Consider the following 17,316-nt stretch of genomic DNA (forward strand, 5'->3'; position numbering starts at 1 on the left):
CGTCAGATCGCGAAGCTGGAGCCGCAGCCGCAACCCGATGCCGCATTGGGGTTTTCGACCCGGAACGCGGCACCGCCGAGCGATTCGACATAATCGACCTGACAGCCGCGGACGAGATCGAGGCTGACGCTGTCGACCACCAGCCGCACGCCGTCGGTCTCGGCGACGGTGTCGTCGCCCTCGGGCGCCTCGGCGAAGCCGAACTTGTACTGGAACCCCGAACAGCCGCCGCCATCCACCGACAGGCGGAGGATCGCGGGCTTGTTCTGCTTGCCGGCGATCGCCGCGACACGCTTCGCCGCGGCAGGGGTGAGCAGGATCTCGGGAGACGTGGCCATGTTTGCGAGATAGGCGCGGCAAGGGCGCGGGGCAACAGGGGATGGCGGTGGTCGGCCGCGGCGTGCGCCTTATCCTCCCTGCGGCTTGCCACTCGCCTGTCGCAGGCAGGGCTATTGCATAAGGCTGTGGTGATGAGGTTCGATCGGCTTCCTCTCGACATACGTCACCCCGGACTCGTTCCGGGGTCCACCGGGCCGCGAGAGAATGGTGCCATCTCAAGCCGTTCTCCTAGCCGCGGGGTGGACCCCGGAACGAGTCCGGGGTGACGGGGTGGGCTTGGACTACGACGGCTCACACCAATCGTCATAGGCGGAAGCCCTGCCCCAAGCCGGGTGAAATATACCCCCCTACCCCATCAAAACCCGCACCCCGATCGCCAGCACCAGCGCGGGGACCGTCGTCACCACCCCGACGCGCAGGAACTGCCCGAAGGTGACATCCTCGCCCTCGCGCCGGATTGCGATCAGCCACAGGATCGTCGCCAGCGACCCGGTGATCGACAGGTTCGGCCCCAGATCCACCCCGATCAGCAACGCATCGACCACCAGCGCCGGCGGATGCGCCGCGGCGATCGTCTGCGCCGCGATCAGCCCGGCGGGCAGGTTGTTGACCAGATTGCTGCCGACCGCGAGCAACCCGCCCGCCGCCGCCGCGGCCGCGCGCGGATCGGTCGCCGCCGCCGCGGAGAGCTGCGCCGCCAGCCACCCGATCAGCCCGGTCTCGGCCAGCGCCTGTACCATCACGAACAATCCGGCGACGAGCAGCAGCACCAGCCACGACACGCCCTTGACCAGCGGCACCAGCGACTCGCGCGCGCGCAACTGCACCGCCAGCGCGGTGACGACGCCCGCCCCGAACGTCGGCCAGCCGAGGTCCCAGCCCGAGGCCGACGCCACCGTCAGCAGTACCGCGGTCGCGCCGATCCCGGCGAGCGCCATCCGCCCGTTGCCCGACAGCGCGACGCTCTCGCCCTGCTCGGCCGCACCGGAAAGCTCGCTGCGGAACAGCCAGCGCAGCCCCAGATAGGTCGTGGCGATCGCCAGCACCGACGGCAGCGCGAACGCCGCCAGCCATGCGCCGAGCCGCGGCAGGTCGCTGGCATAGAGCACCAGATTGGCGGGATTGGAGATCGGCAGGATGAAGCTCGCCGCATTGGCGACCAGCGCGCAGGCGAACAGCATCGGCAGCGGCTTGACCTTGGCGCGCTGCGCGACCGCATAGACCGCCGGGGTCAGCACCACCGCGGTCGCATCGTTCGACAGGAAGGCGGTCACCACCACGCCGACGAGGAAGACGAGCGTGAACAGCCGCGCCGCCGACCCGTTCGCGCCCGCCGCCGCCAGATGCGCCACCCAGTCGAACACGCCATGCGCCCGCGCCGCCTCCGACAGCAGCATCATGCCGATCAGGAACAGATAGACGTCGGTCCCCTTGAGCACCGCCGCCCACGCGCTCGCCGGCGCGATCAGCCCGAACAGCAGCAGCAGCAGCGCGCCACCGACCGCCCATATCGCCTCCGGCCAGCGGAACGGCCGGATGATCACCCCCGCGGTCGCGGCGGCGCATATCCCAACGGTGGCGATCATCGGCCCCTACCCCTTTGCACACACGCCCCGATCGAAGGCACGATCCCACCCAAGTGACCCATAATATCCTCGCGAAGGCGAGCCATCGGCGAAGATCGGTTCGTCACACCTTTATATCGTACCCCGGCGGAGGCCGGGGCCCAGTCGGGTGAAGGTTGAGAATAATCCACAGCGGTCTTCCCAACTGGACCCCGGCCTCCGCCGGGGTACGTCGGGTGTCTTGCAGAGGCTTCGCGTCGGCGATGATCCTTGCCCACGGATTGGTCCATGACGCCAACCACCCGCACCACCAGTGCTCCCGCGAAAGCGGGAGCCCAGGAGTCCCGAGAACCGACCTGCGTTACTCTGCCTAAGCTAGTATCCCCGCCCCTGCGGACATACGGCAACGGCATCGTCGCGAGACATACGCACCTCACGCCGGCTTCGTCTCCGGCATCGCCAGCGCGTACAGCGCCAGCCCTGCCGCCGCGATGCCCGCCAGCGTCAGGAAGCTCGCGCCATAGCCGACGCCGACGATGATCGCCCCCGCCAGCGACGCGCTCAGCGCCGCGCCCAGCCCCTGTGCGGTCGCCACCGCCCCCTGCGACACGTTGAACCGCCCGGTGCCCTTGGTCAGATCGGCGATCACCACCGGGAACAGCGCCCCGAAGATCCCCGCGCCGACGCCGTCGAGCGCCTGCACGCCGACCAGCCACCACGGATCGTTCGACATCGTGTACAGCGCGCCGCGCGCCGCGAGCACGCCGAACGCGATCAGGAACAGCGGCTTGCGTCCCCAGCGATCGACGTTGCGCCCGACCACGACCGCCACCGGCACCATCACCAATTGCGCCGCGACGATGCACGCCGCGGTCAGCGACGTCGCCGAATCCTTGCCCACCGTCTTGGCGAGCAACTGGCTGACCGAGGTCAGCATCGCCGCATTGGCGAGGTGGAACAGGAAGGCGATCACCGCGAACAGCAGCAGCGGCTTGTTCTCGACCAGCACCTTCCACCCGCCCGGCTCCTCGCACCCCTCGTCGGGCTCGCAGTCGAGGCCGCGCGCCACCGCATTGTCGATGTCGCCGTTCCTGATGCGCAGCGCCGCGAAGACGCTGGCGACGGTCAGCCCGCCCATCAGCCAGAAGACGACGACCGGCCCGAACTTCCACGCCAGCGCCCCCGCCAGCGCCGCCGAGACGGCATTGCCGGCATGGTTGAACGCCTCGTTGCGCCCGACCCGCTTGGAGAACAGCTTCGGCCCGAACAGGCCGAGCGTGATCGCGCTGATCGCCGGCGCGAACACCGCGCCCGCCACCGCCGCGATCGACTGCGTCGCCGCGACCATCGTGAAGCCGGTGACGAACGGCAGCGACACGCTGCTCAGCGTCACCAGCAGCGCGGCGATGATGACGATGCGCGGCTTGTTGCGGCTCCGGTCGATCAGCCCGCCCGCCGGCGTCTGCGACACCAGCCCGACGACTCCGGCGATCGTCAGCACCAGCCCCACCGTCGCCTCGTTCCAGCCGTGCGCCGGCCCGCGCACCGCGAGCAGATAGATCGCCAGATACGGCCCCAGCCCGTCGCGCACGTCGGCGAGGAAGAAGTTGAGCGCATCGAGTGTCCGCCCCGCGTCGGGGGCCGGTCCGGCTTCGGGTGTGCGGGGCAAAGCGGAGGGGGCAAGGCTGGCCATGAATGTGCTCCACCGCGTTCGGACCGTTCTGGTCCGTCTCTCCGCGTGGCCGCTTAACGTAGGTAAGTTGCGGATGATCCCGCTTCGGACTGATAAATGTTACGCAATGTTGCCGCGCGCGCCTCCCGTCGCGTCAGTTCCAGCGCATAAGCGGCGGCGAGTTGCGCGAAGCAACGTTTCAGCGTAGGGGATGCGGCGCGGCCTCGCTCGGCCTCGGCTTCGCGGATTAGGCGGTGCAGGGTCTCTGGGGTCACGGAAACGGCCATGATGCGCGCGATACAAGCGCCACGTTGCGTCCGTATTGCCGCCCGCGATTGGCCCGCGTTTCCAACGGACTCGCGACTGTACTGTCCTCTGCCGCGCCCCAGCCCTGGCCCCGAGCCATGCTGTCGGGGCGCCGCTTCCATTTAGGTTACCCGATGCCCTTTTCTTCGCTCCCCCCGCTTCTCGCCGAAGCGCTCGTTGCCCGTGGCTATGAGGCTCCCACCGCCGTCCAAGCGCAGGTAATCGAGCCCGAGGCCGCCGGCCGCGACCTCATCGTCTCCGCCCAGACCGGCTCGGGCAAGACCGTCGCCTTCGGCCTCGCCATGGCCGCCGAGCTGATGGCCGACGGCGCGCTGCCGCCGCCGGGCAAGCCGCTCGCACTGATCATCGCGCCGACGCGCGAACTCGCGCTCCAGGTCAGCCGCGAGCTGATGTGGCTGTACAAGGAGGCGCATGCCCGCATCGCCACCTGCGTCGGCGGCATGGACGCCAGCAAGGAGCGTCGCTCGCTCAGCCACGGCGCGCACATCGTCGTCGGCACGCCGGGCCGTCTGCGCGACCATCTCGAGCGCGGCGCGCTCGACCTCGCCAGCCTGCGCGTCGCCGTGCTCGACGAGGCCGACGAGATGCTCGACATGGGCTTCCGCGAGGACCTCGAACAGATTCTCGACGCCTCGCCCACCGAGCGCCGCACGCTGATGTTCTCGGCGACGATGCCGCGGCCGATCGTCGCACTCGCCAAGCGCTACCAGCGCGACGCGCTGCGCATCTCGACCGTCGGCGAGGATCGCGGCCACGGCGACATCGCCTATCAGGCGGTCACCGTCGCGCCCGCCGATATCGAACATGCCGTCATCAACCTGCTCCGCTTCCACGAGGCGGAAACGGCGATGCTGTTCTGCGCCACCCGCGACAACGTCCGCCACCTCCACGCCAGCCTCGTCGAGCGTGGCTTCGCCGCGGTCGCGCTGTCGGGCGAGCACAGCCAGAGCGAGCGCAATTCGGCGCTCCAGGCGCTGCGCGACCGCCGCGCCCGCGTCTGCGTCGCCACCGACGTCGCCGCGCGCGGCATCGATCTGCCCAGCCTCAGCCTCGTCGTCCACGTCGAGATGCCGCGCGATGCCGAGACGCTCCAGCACCGTTCGGGCCGCACCGGTCGCGCCGGCAAGAAGGGCACCGCGGTGCTCATCGTCCCCTATCCGCGCCGCCGCCGCGTCGACATGATGCTCAAGCAGGCCAAGATCGCCTGCGAGTGGATCCCCGCCCCCAGCGCCGACGACATCCGCAAGCAGGACCGCGAGCGGCTGATCGCCACGCTGCTCGCCCCGATCGAGTTCGACGACGAGGATCGCGAGCTGGCGACGCGCCTGATCGCGGAGAAGAGCCCCGAGGATATCGCCGCCGCGCTCGTCCACGCGCACCGCGCCGCGATGCCGCAGGCCGAGGATCTGCTCGATTCCGCCGCTCCGCAGCAGTCGGATCGCACGCAGGGCCACCGCCCCGGCTTCGAGGACACGGTGTGGTTCCGCATGGACATCGGCCGCCGCCAGAACGCCGACCCGCGCTGGCTGCTGCCGCTGATCTGCCGCCGCGGCCATATCACCAAGGCGGAGATCGGCGCGATCCGCATCAACCCGAACGACACGATCTTCGAGGTGCCGCGCACCGTCGCCGATCGCGTCCTCGCCAGCGTGCAGCGCACCGCCAATCCGGAGAGCGACGAGGGCAGCCTGCAGATCGTCCCCTTCACCGGCAACCCGCGCGAGGCCGGCGGCAGCGACCGCGCCGACCGTGCACCGCGGAGCGGCTCGGGCGCCCCGCGCACCCGCAACGCACCCGGCGGCGCCCCCGCGCGGCATCAGGCCAAGCCCTACCGCAAGGGCCCCCGGGGCTGAGGCGCGGCCGATGACGGAGGGCGTCCGCATACTGGTCGATGCGGACGCCTGTCCGGTCAAGGACGAGATCTACAAGGTCGCCTGGCGCCGTGCGGTGCCGGTGACGATCGTCAGCAACAGCCATTTCCGCATCCCCCAGCATCCGCTGGTCAGCCGCGTCGTGGTCAGCGACGGCTTCGACGCCGCCGACGACTGGATCGCAGAGGCGGCGGACGCGCAGGCGGTGGTGGTCACCGCCGATATCCTGCTCGCCGACCGCTGCCTGAAAGCGGGTGCGAACGTGCTGAGCCCGACTGGCAAGCCCTTCACCACCGCCTCGATCGGCGGCGCGATCGCCACGCGCGCGATCATGGCCGACCTGCGCGCCGGCGGCGACCAATTGGGCGGCCCCAAGCCCTTCGCCGCGCAGGACCGCAGCCGCTTCTTGCAGGCGCTCGATACCGTGTTGGCCAAGCTGCAACGCGGCTGACCCGGCGTCGTCGCGGATCGGGCAGGCCGGGTCCGCTACATCCCGAGACTTACCCCAGCCGCCCAACAGCTTCCCCGTCCGCTCTGTCCTATTTGGAACCGATATGGTTCGTCCGCGACTCATGAGCGACCAAGCCCCCCGCCCGCCCGAAGCCTGCCCCGCCCCGGCCGGCTTCGCTCCCGTCCCGCGCCTGCGCGACCGCCACGACGGCTGGACGCCCGAGCGCCAGCGCGCCTTCATCGCCGCGCTCGCCGATTGCGGATCGGTGCGCAGCGCCGCAAGCATGGTCAATATGTCGTCGGAAAGCGCCTATGCCCTGCGCCGCCATCCGCAGGCCGCCGGCTTCCGCGCCGCCTGGCACGCCGCGCAGGGCATGGGCGTGCTCCGCCTCAAGGACGAAGCCTTCGATCGCGCGATCCACGGCGAACTCGTGCCGGTGATGTCCGCCGGCAAGCTGATGGGCTTCCGCCGCAAGCGCAACGACCGGCTGCTGATGTTCATCCTGCGCCATTATGGCGCGACGCCGGACGACCGCCGCCACACCATCCGCCACATCACCGCGCAGGCCACCGCCGTCGCGATTGCGACGAGCCCCGATGCCACGGCCCCCGACGCCGCCACCACGCAAGCCGCCGCGCAGGCGACGATCACCGCCGGCACCCCGCCCGCAGCCGATGACGACGCGGCGCACGCCGCGACGCTCGCCGCCTTCGCCGGCGTCCCGCTCGATCCGGCGGCGCAGGCCGACATCCTCGCCGCGCTCGCCGCCAACGCCGCCCGCGCCCACGCGCTGCCGCCGGAGGACGACCCCGACGTTCCCTATCTCCCGCTCGACGCGGACGGCCACCATCACGCTCTGCTCGAAGGAGTCGGCGACGACCTGCCGCCCCCTTATGCGTCCGGCGAGCCCGAATGGCGCCTGCTCGACGATCCCGCCGCGCTCGACGCGATCGAGGCGGCGACCCGATGCGTCGCTGACGCGAGGATCAGCGGCGACTGGGACCGCGAAGGCGAAAAGCTGTCCGCCGACCGCGCCCGCAAGGCCGACCGCGACGCCCGGCTCGAAGGTGGCTGGGAGGGATATGTGGAGGACTAGGCCGGCTCGACAGCCGATATCCTCGCCGGTTCCGGACAACGGCGATCGCCGAAGCCTCCCTCCTCGTCACCCCGGGCTCGACCCGGGGTCCCGCTTCTTCCTGATCGGCAAACGTAAAGGACGTAGCGGGACCCCGGATCAAGTCCGGGGTGACGGATCGCAGGTGTCGAGGTCCCGGCATTAATGAATGTCGATCCGGCCTCGCCATCGCGCGGTGTAAGTGGCGATGCCGGGACTCAAACTGGAGGTCTGGTCTTCGCCGTCGTGACGCGATCACGCGCATCCAGCCGACCCGGAACCATCACTCCTCCCGCCCATTGTCGCGAGCGTAACGAGGAGTATGCCATGTTTCGTCCCATCCTGATCGGCGCCGCGCTGATCGCCGCGCCGGTCGTCGCGCAGACCACCCCCACGCCGCCGACCCCGACCGAGCAGCGCGACGATGCCGTCGCGGCCGAGACCGCACCCGAAGTCGCCGCCGCCAATCGTCAGGTCGGCGCCGTGGCGAGCTTCGACAATGGCGCGGTCACCGCGGTCAATGCCGCCAACGAGGCGCGCTATCAGGCGGACGTGCGCCGCTACCGTGCCGCGATGCGCGCACGCCGCCACACCATCGCCGCCGACGCCGCGCTCCAGTCGGATCGCGAGCGCGCCTATGCGATGGCGATGGCCGACTGGCGCGATCAGGTCGCCGCCTGCAAGCGCGGCCGCACCCGCGCATGCCGCATGCCGAGCCCGAACCCCGCCAATTACATGTGATCCTGCCCGGGCTCGAACCGCGACGCCCGACCATTATCGGGCGTCGCGGCTTCGGGCCTAGCTCTCGTCGCCCATGCGCAGCGCGGCGATGAACGCCTCCTGCGGGATGCTGACCGAGCCGTATTCGCGCATCTTCGCCTTGCCCTTCTTCTGCTTGTCGAGCAGCTTGCGCTTGCGGGTGGCGTCGCCGCCATAGCATTTCGCGGTAACGTCCTTGCGCATCGCGCTGATCGTCTCGCGCGCGATCACCTTGCCGCCGATCGCCGCCTGGATCGGGATCTTGAACAAATGGCGCGGGATCAGCTCCTTCAGCCGCTCGACCATGCCGCGACCGCGCACCTCGGCGGTGCCGCGGTGGACGATCATGCTGAGCGCGTCGACCGGCTCCTCGTTGACGAGGATGCTCATCTTGACGAGGTCGCCCTCGCGATAACCGATCTGTTGATAGTCGAAGCTCGCATAGCCCTTCGACAGCGATTTCAGCCGGTCGTAGAAGTCGAAGACCACCTCGTTGAGCGGCAGTTCGTAGGTCGCCTGCGCGCGCCCGCCGACATAGGTCAGATTCTGCTGGATGCCGCGCCGGTCCTGGCAGAGCTTGAGGATCGAGCCGAGATATTCGTCGGGGACGTAGATCGTCGCGTTGATCCACGGCTCGCTGATCGTCTTGATCTTGTTGACGTCGGGCATGTCGGCGGGATTGTGCAGGTCGATCTGCGTGATCCCCGCCGGATCGGGATGCGTCAGCTCGATCTGATAGACCACCGACGGCGCGGTGGTGATGAGGTCGAGATCATATTCGCGGGTCAGCCGCTCCTGGATGATCTCGAGGTGGAGCAGGCCGAGGAAGCCGCAGCGGAAGCCGAAGCCGAGCGCCGCCGACGTCTCCATCTCGAAGCTGAAGCTGGCATCGTTGAGGCGCAGCTTGCTGATCGATTCGCGCAGCTTCTCGAAATCGTTGGCATCGACCGGGAACAGCCCGCAGAACACCACCGGCTGGACTTCCTTGAACCCCGGCAGCGCCTCGGCGGCGGGGCGTTTGGTGTCGGTCAGCGTGTCGCCGACCCGCGCCTGCGCGACGTCCTTGATCTGCGCGGTGATGAAGCCGATCTCGCCCGGCCCGAGGTCGGTGAGCTGCTCGATCTTCGGCCGGAAACAGCCGACGCGATCGACCAGATGCGTGGTGCCGGCCTGCATGAAGCTGACCTGCTGCCCCTTCTTCAGCACGCCGGCCATGACGCGGACGAGGATGACGACGCCGAGATACGGATCGTACCAGCTGTCGACCAGCATCGCCTTCAGCGGCGCGGTGGGATCGCCCTTGGGCGGCGGGATGCGCGTGACGATCGCCTCGAGGATCTCGTCGATGCCGATCCCCGACTTGGCGCTGGCCAGCACCGCCTGCGACGCGTCGATGCCGATGACGTCCTCGATCTCCTTGCGAACCTGTTCGGGTTCGGCGGCGGGCAGGTCGATCTTGTTGATGACGGGCACGATTTCGTGGTCGTGCTCGATCGACTGATAGACGTTGGCAAGCGTCTGCGCCTCGACCCCCTGCGCGGCATCGACCACCAGCAGCGCGCCTTCGCAGGCGGCGAGGCTGCGGCTGACCTCATAGGCGAAGTCGACGTGCCCCGGCGTGTCCATCAGGTTGAGCGTATAGGTCACGCCGTCCTTGGCGGGATAGGACAGGCGCACCGTCTGCGCCTTGATCGTGATCCCGCGTTCCTTTTCGATGTCCATGTTATCAAGCACCTGGCTCGACATCTCACGATCGGTCAGCCCTCCTGTCCTTTGGATCAGACGGTCGGCGAGGGTCGACTTGCCATGGTCGATATGCGCGATGATTGAGAAGTTACGGATCGTGTCGGGAGGAGTAGCCATATCGCCACGCGCCTAGCGCACCAGCGGGCCGGGTGCTAGATGCCGACGGCTCCGGGACGCCGATCAAGGGGGCTCCGCGACGACGTCCCGAGCGAGCTGATCGCTTGGGAGGAACAGTGGAAGTGAGAAAGCAGATACTTATCGCCGCATTGGCCGGCGTGGGACTGGTCGTGTCCGGCGTCGCGGACGCGCAGAAGCTGGCCCGCGAGTCGAGCGGGCAGAAGCTCCAGACCAAATTGTCCGCCGAGGTGCCGCATTGCGCACGCAAGCTCGGCACCCTCTCGATCGCCGACGGCGACGATCCGCACTGGTGGACGCAATACAGCCTCGCCCCGCCCTCCAAGCTGCTCAAGGTGCTCGTCCAGCGGTCGGGCTGCTTCAACCTCGTCGATCGCGGGACCGGCCTCAACGCCGCGCAGATCGAGCGCAACATCGGCGGCAACCTCGGGCTGCAGCGCGGCGCCAACGTCGGCCAGGGCCAGATCAAGGCGGCCGATTACGTGATGGTCGCCGAGATCCAGGGCGCCAACAGCAACGTCAGCGGCAATGCCGTCGCGGGCGTCGCCGGCGGGCTGCTCGGCGGCGCGGTCGGCGGCCTGCTCGGCGGCCTCAAGAGCAAGAAGATGGAGGCGAATACCGTCCTGTCGCTGACCAACGTCCGCACCACCGAGACGCTCGCCACCGAGGAAGGCTATGCCGCCAAGAACAACCTCGCCTTCGGCGGTGGCGGCTTCCTGTCGGTCGCCGGCGCGGCGGGCGGCGGCTATGACAATACCGAGATCGGCCGGATCGTGACCTTGTCCTTCATCCAGGCCTATTCGAAGCTGGTCACCGGGCTCGGCCTCGTCACCCCGGGCGACGCCGGCACCGCGCAGGCCGCTCCCGCCAGGACCTTCACCGCGCAGGCGCCGGTCGCGCTGCGCGAGAGCGGGCTCGCGTCGAGCAAGGTGCTGCGGACGCTGCCGACCGGCGCGATCGTCTACCCGACCGGCAAGAAGGACGGCCTGTGGTGGGAGGTCGCCGACGAGAACGACAACGTCGGCTGGGTGCTCAACACCAAGCTCGCCCCGTCGAGCTGATGCGCGGTGGGACGATCCGCGACGTGCGGATCGTCCCCTCAATCGCGGCTCAGCGCCTCGATCGCGCGCAGCGCGTTGAGGTAGCGCGTCGAGCCCTGCCCCGACACCAGTGCCCAGCGCACGCCGCGCTCCTCCAGCACCGCCTTGCTCAGCTCGAAGAAGCGCCGCCGCGCCGCTTCGCTGCCGAACATCCGCGTGCCGTCGTCCTCCCACGGCAGGTCGATGTCGAACAGCAGATAGATGTCGGCGGTGTTGCTCCACGTCGCGAACCATGCGTCGCGCCGCCGGAACATCATGTCCGCCCACACCGCGGTCATCAGCGGATCGGTATCCATGATCACCGGATAGCTGCGCTCGGCAAGCGCATGGCGGACCTTGGCATCGTGACCCTTCCCGATCTCGACGAGGTCGGCCATCGTCAGATCGGTGCCGAACGCCTCGCAATAGGCGCGGCCGAACTCGGCGACGCAGGGCACGCCGCCGAAATGCTGCGCCAGCCGCGGCATCATCGTCGACTTGCCGGTACTCTCCGGCCCGTGCAGACAGATCGAACGCAACGTCATGCCAATGCCATCCTGCCCTGCCGCCCGCGTGCGCGCCGCCAATCGATCAGCCCCCATATCGAAAGGCCGAGCAGCACCAGATACAGGCCGGTGGTGAACATCAATCCCTTGGCGGCATAGAGCGGCACGCTGGCGACATCGACCGCGATCCACACCCACCAGCTCTCGATCGCGCGCCGCGCCTGCATCACCTGCGCCGCGACCGAGGCGATCGCGATGCCGCCGTCCCACCATGGATAGGAGGCATCGGTATAACGGTGCATCAGCGTGCCCCAGACCAGGCAGGCGACGATGCCGCCACCCAGCCACGTCACGCGCGTCGCCGGATCGAGCCGCTCGACCACCACCTCGCCCGCATCTGCTCGGCTACGCGCCCAATTGGCCCAGCCATAAAGATTGGCGGCGAAGAAGAAGCCCTGCAGCAGCGCGTCGCTGTAGAGATTCGCGCCGACGAACACCCAGCCGTAGATCGCCACCGCCGCGAGCGCGACCGGATAGTTCCACACGCTGCGCGCCGCGACCAGCGCGACGTTGACGATGACGAGTGCGGCGGCAAGCGCTTCGACCATATTCACCGGCTCTGCCTAGGACGTTGCACGCGGATTTCGCAAGGGTGCGATTCCGGCGCTTGCATCCGCTATCCGGCGTGGGTATAGGCGCGCCTCCAAGCACGGACGGACCCTTTCCAAGGGCCCCGGACGTACTCCGTCGGGGAGTAGCTCAGCCTGGTAGAGCACTGTCTTCGGGAGGCAGGGGCCGGAGGTTCGAATCCTCTCTTCCCGACCATTATATCCGCTGCGGCTCCCGCCGTGGCACATGCACCCATAGCTCAGCTGGATAGAGCATCAGACTACGAATCTGAGGGTCGGGCGTTCGAATCGCTCTGGGTGCACCATTTTTCAAATCATGCCGGAGCCACGATCGTGGTGGACAAGAGCTGGGGCACGCCCTCGCCATCGGCGGACTTCCGCGTCCGCAGCAATCTCACCCTCGAACAACGCGCGGCCGAACGCGCCGCCGCCCGAGAGGCGCGGACACGCGAGCGTGCCGGCGACACCGAACAGCGCTTGAAGGAACGGCTCGCCAGCCGCGAGGCCGAGATGCGCGAGCGCGAACAGGCCCGCGAAGCCCGCCGCGAGGAGGAACAGCGACTGGCGGAAGGCGATCCCCATGCCGCCGCCGCACAGCGCCGCCGCGGCTCGGGCCGCAAGGACGTGGTGCGCGAACAGCGCGATACGCGCAGCTATGCCACGGTGGTGGATATCGCCCGGATGCGCGAGCTGGCGAAGCGCGGCGCCTCGCTCACCGGCCTCGCCGGCGCCTTCGGAATTTCGGTGGAAGCGGTCGAGGCGGCGCTCGCAGAAAGCGACTGACGGTCCCGGCCCCGCCGATCAGCCGGCGCGCTGGCGGCGGTAAGCGATGATGTGGACGATCAGGCTCAGCACTTAACACCTCGGCAATGCCGCAGGGGTGCGGCTCATGGGGGCGCCTATGTGCCGCGCTGCCCGCGTGCACAAATGCAACCTCGGTCGTCCCGGTTGCAGCGCGAACAATCGTCCTAACCGGCGGCGGCGACCCACTCGGCCAGCGACAATTCGCCGGTCGGCCGAATTTCCGCCTGCATGCTGTTCGCCATGATCTCCAGCGCCCAGCGCGTCCGCGCATCGTGGTCGCCCGCCACACCGTCGGACGGCACCCATAGATCATATTGTCGCATATGCGCGTCGGCAGCGGTGAACAGCACGCAAATGTCGGCGGCGACCCCGGTGAGCACCAGCCGGCTCGCGCCCAATTGCGGCAGAAGCACCGGCAGGTTGGTCGCGTAGAAGCCGGAAAACTGCGGCTTGATGATGAAATAGTCGGTGTCGCGCGGTCGCAGCGCCTCGGTCAGCGCCTGCCCCAGCGATGCGCGCGACAGTGTCTCCTCGATCAGCTTGTCGCGATCGGAATGCCATTGCCCGTCGTTGTCGTTGACGTAAATCACCGGCACGCCGGCAGCGTCCGCCGCGTCGCGCAGCGCGAGGATCGGCGCGATCGTCGCCTCCGCCGATTCCTTCAGCCGATCGCCGCCGTCGAAGTCGAGTGCGTTGATCATGTCGATGATGATGAGCGCGGTATGCCCCGCGGCGGGAGGAAGCTGCTGTTGCGCCATGCAACATCCGTAGCGCTTTTGCCGCGGCGGCGCCTTGATCTGTAATGCGTTTGGAACGAAACGGGATCATGGCCGATGGCGAAACGCCTCCTCAGCGAAAGGTGATCCATGTCGACATGGACGCTTTCTATGCGTCGGTGGAGCAGCGCGACGATCCGACGTTGCGCGGCAAGCCGGTCGCCGTCGGCGGATCGCGCGCGCGCGGCGTCGTCGCCGCGGCGAGCTACGAGGCGCGCGCGTTCGGCGTGCGATCGGCGATGCCGTCGGTCACCGCGTTGCGCCGCTGTCCCGATCTCGTCTTCGTCCGGCCGCGCTTCGACGTCTATCACGCCGTCTCGCAGCAGATCCGCGCGATCTTCGCCGATTACAGCGATGCGATCGAGCCTTTGTCGCTCGACGAGGCCTATCTCGACGTCACCGCCGACGTGCGCGGGCTCGGTTCGGCGAGCGCGATCGCCGAGGAGATCCGCGCCCGCATCCGCGCTGATACCGGCCTCACCGCCTCGGCCGGGGTGAGCTACAACAAGTTCATCGCCAAGCTCGCCTCTGACCAGAACAAGCCCGACGGGCTCTGCGTCATCCCGCCGCACAAGGGCGCGGCGTTCGTCGCCTCGCTGCCGGTCAAGCGCTTCCACGGCGTCGGACCGGTCACCGCCAAGCGGATGGAGCAGCTCGGCATCCTCACCGGCGCCGACCTGCGCGACCGCGCCCTGCCCTTCCTCCAGGCGCATTTCGGTTCCTACGCCGACTATCTCTTCGCGGCCGCGCGCGGCGTCGATCATCGCCCGGTGCGCGCCCACCGCGAGGCCAAATCGGTCGGTGCCGAGCGGACGTTCGAGACCAATCTGTCCGCGCCCGACGAGCTGCACGCCGCGCTCGCCCGCGTCGCCGAGGCGGCCTGGGTGCGGATCGAACGATCGGGGGTGCGGGGCCGGACGGTGACGCTGAAGCTGCGCCACGCCGACTTCCGCACGATGACGCGGGCCCGCTCGCTTGCGCTGCCGGTGACCAGCGAGGCCGACTTCCTGCGCATCGGCGACGAATTGCTCGACGCACAGCTGCCGGTGCCCGACGGGGTGCGGCTGCTCGGCCTGACGCTGTCGGGCATCCTGCGCGACGCCGCCGACGCGGAGGAGGTTCAGCCCAGCCTGCCGCTGTGAGCGCGGATCACCGGCCACCCGGCGGCAGATTGGTCTCGAGGTAGCGCGTCATCAGCGAATAGAGGTGCAGGCTGGTGCCCGGCTTCTCGTAGATGCCGTGCGTGCGGTCGGGATAGGCCATCATCGTGAAGGGCTTGTTGGCGGCGATCAGCCGATCCTCGAGCTGTTCGAGATTCTGGTAATGGACGTTGTCGTCGCCGGTGCCGTGGATGACGAGCAGATTGCCCGTCAGCCCCGCAGCATAGGTGATGGGCGACCCCGCCTTGTAGCCCGCTTCATTGTCCGCCGGCAGGCCCATGTACCGCTCCTGATAGACGGTGTCGTAGAGCATCTGGTCGGAGACGGCGGCGACGGCGATGCCGGTCTTGAACAACTCGGGGAAGCGGAACATCGCGTGCAACGTGCTCGATCCGCCGCCGCTCCAGCCCCAGATGCCGATCCGCGCCGGATCGATATAGGGCCGCGCGGCGATCAGCTTGCGGACGCCGGCGGCATAATCCTCCGGCCCGATGACGCCGAGCCGGCGATAGATGCTCTTGCGCCATTCGCGTCCCCGCGGCGTGTTGGTGCCGCGCGGATCGATGCTGGCGACGATGTAGCCGCGCTCGGCGAGCATGCGATGCCACAAGGCGGTGTTGCCGCCCCAGGCGTCGGCGACCGTCTGTCCCCAAGGTTCGCCATAGACCTGGAACAGCACCGGATAGCGTTTGGCGGGATCGAAGCCCGCCGGCTTCATGATCCAGGCGTCGACCGACACCCCCTTGCTGAGATCGAGCCGGGTGAACTCGGTCGGCCCGAGCGGTTCGTGCGCGATCTCGTCCTGCAAGGCGGCGTTGCGGGCGAGCACGCGCACTGGGGCCTGCGTGGTGAGGTCGATCATCTCGGTCACCGGCGCGCGGTCGATCGCCGAGACGGTGTGCCGCGCCCAATGCGCGCCGGGAGCGATGTCATAGCCGTGCGTCCCCGCCTGCCCCGCCTGCGTCACCCGCTCGACCCGCGGCTTGCCGGTCAGCTTGGCGCGGTAGAGGTAGCGTTGCGTCGGATTGTCCGGCGAGGCGGTGAACCACGCCCAGCCCTGCGCCTCGTCCACGCGCAGCAGGCTGACGACGTCGAACCTGCCGGGGGTGCGCAGGCTCGGCGGCTTGCCGTCGGCAGAGGCGACGTACAGATGCCGCCAGCCGTCGCGCTCGCTCAGCCAGGTGAAGCGTTTGCCGCCGTCGAGCCAGGTCGGATCGCCATTGGCCTCGACCCATGCGGCGTCGCGTTCGACGAACACCGGCCGCGTCGTCCCGCTGGCGGGGTCGGCGAGCAGCAGCCGATAGGTGTTCTGCAGCCGGTTGGCATATTGCAGGAACAGCTTGCCGCTGGTCCCCGCCCAGCTCATCTGCGGCACGTAATTCTGGCGCGGATCGCCGGTCAGGCCGATCCATCGCGTCGCGCCGCTCGCCACGTCGATCGTGCCGACGCGCACCGCCGAATTGGTGGTGCCGACCTTGGGATATTGCAGCGGGATCGGCCGGGAATATTGCCCCACCGTGTTGCTGATCATGTAGAAGGTGCCGACTCCGGAAGTATCGAACCGCCAGAAGGCGATCGTCTTGGAATCCGGGCTCCACGACCATGCCTTGCGGAGGTAGAATTCCTCCTCATACACCCAGTCGCCGAGGCCGTTGACGATCAGGTCGCTGCCGTCGCGGGTGAGCTGCCGCGGCGGCGCATCGCCCGCGCTCGGCTCGACGTACAGGTTGTTGGCACGGACATAGGCGATGCGGCTGCCGTCGGGCGAGAAGTCCGCGTACATCAGGCTGGCGGGCGGCGCATCGCCGCCGATCCGGCGCAGCGTTTTGGCGGAGACATCGAACAGCCAATAGTCGCCGAGCGCCCGGGTGCGGCGAAAGCGCGTACCGTTGGTGAAGATCAACAGCCGTTTGCCGTCCGCAGACCAAGCATAGCTCTGGATCGCGATCGGCTTGCCCGTCGCCGGCACGACGAGGTCGCCTGCCGCGACCAGCACGGTGCGCGTATTGCGCGCGACGTCGTAGCGGACGAGGTCGGTGCCGTCGGTGACCGCCTTGGACGGCTCGATCGCGTCATAGCCCTTGCCATCGGCGGTCCATTCGCCGCCCTCGACGCGATCCATTGGGATCGCCTTGTCGCCGAAGATCCGTTCCAGCGTCAGCGGCGCCGATTGCGCCGCCGCGGGCACGGGTTGCGACATCGTGGCGAGGCCGGCGAGGATCAGGGCATTGCGCATCGTCTTGAAACTTCCCCATCTGCTGTTTGCGAGATGGTATCGCACGAGCCCGCCCCCGTATACGATCGTCAGATCCGCACCGCCCTTGCCCCGCCGCCCGCTTTCCGCTAACGGCCGCCGCTTCCACGCTTTGGCTGGATGCTTGCG

16 protein-coding genes and 2 tRNA genes are annotated in these 17,316 nt (G+C 68.7%); 9 read left to right on the plus strand and 9 right to left on the minus strand.

All coding sequences use genetic code 11. The features are described from left to right. Positions 1–2: 2 nt before the first annotated feature. The 4 genes from erpA to MC45_RS19230 form a co-directional block, all read right to left on the minus strand. A complete protein-coding gene (gene erpA / locus MC45_RS05885; protein WP_038660722.1) occupies positions 3–338 on the minus strand; it encodes an iron-sulfur cluster insertion protein ErpA in 336 nt (111 codons plus the stop codon). A gap of 348 nt (positions 339–686) precedes the next feature. Further along, a complete protein-coding gene (locus tag MC45_RS05890; protein ID WP_038660724.1) occupies positions 687–1,925 on the minus strand; it encodes an SLC13 family permease in 1,239 nt (412 codons plus the stop codon). A gap of 412 nt (positions 1,926–2,337) precedes the next feature. Next, complete coding sequence (locus MC45_RS05895; protein WP_038660726.1) at positions 2,338–3,597, minus strand: MFS transporter; 1,260 nt, start codon at positions 3,595–3,597, stop codon at positions 2,338–2,340. A gap of 53 nt (positions 3,598–3,650) precedes the next feature. Further along, a complete protein-coding gene (locus MC45_RS19230; RefSeq protein ID WP_137899748.1) occupies positions 3,651–3,863 on the minus strand; it encodes a hypothetical protein in 213 nt (70 codons plus the stop codon). Between the two features lie 153 nt (positions 3,864–4,016). Here MC45_RS19230 and MC45_RS05900 point away from each other — a divergent pair, with 153 nt between their 5' ends. The 4 genes from MC45_RS05900 (at position 4,017) to MC45_RS05915 (ending at position 8,080) form a co-directional block, all read left to right on the plus strand. Then, positions 4,017–5,756, plus strand: a complete 1,740-nt coding sequence (locus MC45_RS05900; protein WP_038660729.1) for a DEAD/DEAH box helicase — start codon at positions 4,017–4,019, stop codon at positions 5,754–5,756. A gap of 10 nt (positions 5,757–5,766) precedes the next feature. Further along, entirely contained in the window at positions 5,767–6,225 is a 459-nt protein-coding gene (locus tag MC45_RS05905) for a YaiI/YqxD family protein (RefSeq protein WP_038660731.1), read from the plus strand. A 121-nt stretch (positions 6,226–6,346) separates the two neighbouring features. Further along, positions 6,347–7,321 (plus strand): hypothetical protein, encoded by a 975-nt coding sequence (locus tag MC45_RS18570; RefSeq protein ID WP_052075531.1) that lies wholly within the window; start codon positions 6,347–6,349, stop codon positions 7,319–7,321. Positions 7,322–7,666: 345 nt separating this feature from the next. Next, positions 7,667–8,080 (plus strand): hypothetical protein, encoded by a 414-nt coding sequence (locus MC45_RS05915; protein ID WP_038660735.1) that lies wholly within the window; start codon positions 7,667–7,669, stop codon positions 8,078–8,080. Between the two features lie 57 nt (positions 8,081–8,137). Here the strand turns inward: MC45_RS05915 and lepA are convergent, their stop codons facing one another. Continuing rightward, the gene (gene lepA / locus MC45_RS05920; RefSeq protein WP_038660738.1) at positions 8,138–9,961 is read right to left on the minus strand and encodes a translation elongation factor 4; all 1,824 of its coding nucleotides are present in this window, start codon (positions 9,959–9,961) and stop codon (positions 8,138–8,140) included. A 197-nt stretch (positions 9,962–10,158) separates the two neighbouring features. Here lepA and MC45_RS05925 point away from each other — a divergent pair, with 197 nt between their 5' ends. Further along, a complete protein-coding gene (locus MC45_RS05925) occupies positions 10,159–11,040 on the plus strand; it encodes a CsgG/HfaB family protein (RefSeq protein ID WP_218916727.1) in 882 nt (293 codons plus the stop codon). 38 nt (positions 11,041–11,078) lie between these two features. On the opposite strand, the gene MC45_RS05930 is transcribed toward MC45_RS05925, so the two are convergent. Both MC45_RS05930 and pnuC read right to left on the minus strand, forming a co-directional pair. Continuing rightward, the gene (locus MC45_RS05930) at positions 11,079–11,603 is read right to left on the minus strand and encodes an AAA family ATPase (protein ID WP_038660740.1); all 525 of its coding nucleotides are present in this window, start codon (positions 11,601–11,603) and stop codon (positions 11,079–11,081) included. After that, positions 11,600–12,172, minus strand: coding sequence for a nicotinamide riboside transporter PnuC (gene pnuC, locus MC45_RS05935; RefSeq protein ID WP_081974345.1), 573 nt, complete (start codon positions 12,170–12,172; stop codon positions 11,600–11,602). Before pnuC ends, MC45_RS05930 begins: the two co-directional genes overlap by 4 nt. Before the next feature lie 140 nt (positions 12,173–12,312). On the opposite strand from pnuC, the gene MC45_RS05940 reads away from it, so the two are divergent. The 3 genes from MC45_RS05940 to MC45_RS05950 all read left to right on the plus strand — a co-directional run bounded on the left by MC45_RS05940 (position 12,313) and on the right by MC45_RS05950 (position 12,976). Continuing rightward, a tRNA-Pro gene (locus tag MC45_RS05940) sits at positions 12,313–12,389 on the plus strand. A 32-nt stretch (positions 12,390–12,421) separates the two neighbouring features. Then, positions 12,422–12,498 (plus strand) — tRNA-Arg (locus tag MC45_RS05945). A 28-nt stretch (positions 12,499–12,526) separates the two neighbouring features. Further along, entirely contained in the window at positions 12,527–12,976 is a 450-nt protein-coding gene (locus MC45_RS05950) for a hypothetical protein (RefSeq protein ID WP_038660745.1), read from the plus strand. 185 nt (positions 12,977–13,161) lie between these two features. Here MC45_RS05950 and MC45_RS05955 read toward each other — a convergent pair whose 3' ends face one another. Next, positions 13,162–13,755, minus strand: coding sequence for a cysteine hydrolase family protein (locus tag MC45_RS05955; protein ID WP_038660748.1), 594 nt, complete (start codon positions 13,753–13,755; stop codon positions 13,162–13,164). 68 nt (positions 13,756–13,823) lie between these two features. On the opposite strand from MC45_RS05955, the gene dinB reads away from it, so the two are divergent. Next, positions 13,824–14,915: a DNA polymerase IV gene (gene dinB, locus MC45_RS05960; protein ID WP_038660751.1), complete on the plus strand. Its 1,092-nt coding sequence runs from the start codon at positions 13,824–13,826 to the stop codon at positions 14,913–14,915. A gap of 7 nt (positions 14,916–14,922) precedes the next feature. On the opposite strand, the gene MC45_RS05965 is transcribed toward dinB, so the two are convergent. After that, entirely contained in the window at positions 14,923–17,169 is a 2,247-nt protein-coding gene (locus MC45_RS05965; protein ID WP_038660754.1) for a S9 family peptidase, read from the minus strand. Positions 17,170–17,316: the final 147 nt, after the last annotated feature.

Origin of the sequence: Sphingomonas taxi, assembly GCF_000764535.1 — a bacterium.
Taxonomy (GTDB): Bacteria; Pseudomonadota; Alphaproteobacteria; order Sphingomonadales; family Sphingomonadaceae; genus Sphingomonas; species Sphingomonas taxi.

Excerpts from the sequence above, each read along its gene's own strand:
- MC45_RS05965 (WP_038660754.1), bottom strand. The coding sequence starts at position 17,169 with ATGCGCAATGCCCTGATCCTCGCCGGCCTCGCCACGATGTCGCAACCC.
- MC45_RS19230 (WP_137899748.1), bottom strand. The coding sequence starts at position 3,863 with ATGGCCGTTTCCGTGACCCCAGAGACCCTGCACCGCCTAATCCGCGAA.
- erpA (WP_038660722.1), bottom strand. The coding sequence starts at position 338 with ATGGCCACGTCTCCCGAGATCCTGCTCACCCCTGCCGCGGCGAAGCGT.
- MC45_RS05930 (WP_038660740.1), bottom strand. The coding sequence starts at position 11,603 with ATGACGTTGCGTTCGATCTGTCTGCACGGGCCGGAGAGTACCGGCAAG.
- MC45_RS05905 (WP_038660731.1), top strand. The coding sequence starts at position 5,767 with ATGACGGAGGGCGTCCGCATACTGGTCGATGCGGACGCCTGTCCGGTC.
- pnuC (WP_081974345.1), bottom strand. The coding sequence starts at position 12,172 with ATGGTCGAAGCGCTTGCCGCCGCACTCGTCATCGTCAACGTCGCGCTG.
- MC45_RS05915 (WP_038660735.1), top strand. The coding sequence starts at position 7,667 with ATGTTTCGTCCCATCCTGATCGGCGCCGCGCTGATCGCCGCGCCGGTC.
- lepA (WP_038660738.1), bottom strand. The coding sequence starts at position 9,961 with ATGGCTACTCCTCCCGACACGATCCGTAACTTCTCAATCATCGCGCAT.
- dinB (WP_038660751.1), top strand. The coding sequence starts at position 13,824 with ATGGCCGATGGCGAAACGCCTCCTCAGCGAAAGGTGATCCATGTCGAC.
- MC45_RS05955 (WP_038660748.1), bottom strand. The coding sequence starts at position 13,755 with ATGGCGCAACAGCAGCTTCCTCCCGCCGCGGGGCATACCGCGCTCATC.
- MC45_RS05900 (WP_038660729.1), top strand. The coding sequence starts at position 4,017 with ATGCCCTTTTCTTCGCTCCCCCCGCTTCTCGCCGAAGCGCTCGTTGCC.
- MC45_RS18570 (WP_052075531.1), top strand. The coding sequence starts at position 6,347 with ATGAGCGACCAAGCCCCCCGCCCGCCCGAAGCCTGCCCCGCCCCGGCC.
- MC45_RS05895 (WP_038660726.1), bottom strand. The coding sequence starts at position 3,597 with ATGGCCAGCCTTGCCCCCTCCGCTTTGCCCCGCACACCCGAAGCCGGA.
- MC45_RS05890 (WP_038660724.1), bottom strand. The coding sequence starts at position 1,925 with ATGATCGCCACCGTTGGGATATGCGCCGCCGCGACCGCGGGGGTGATC.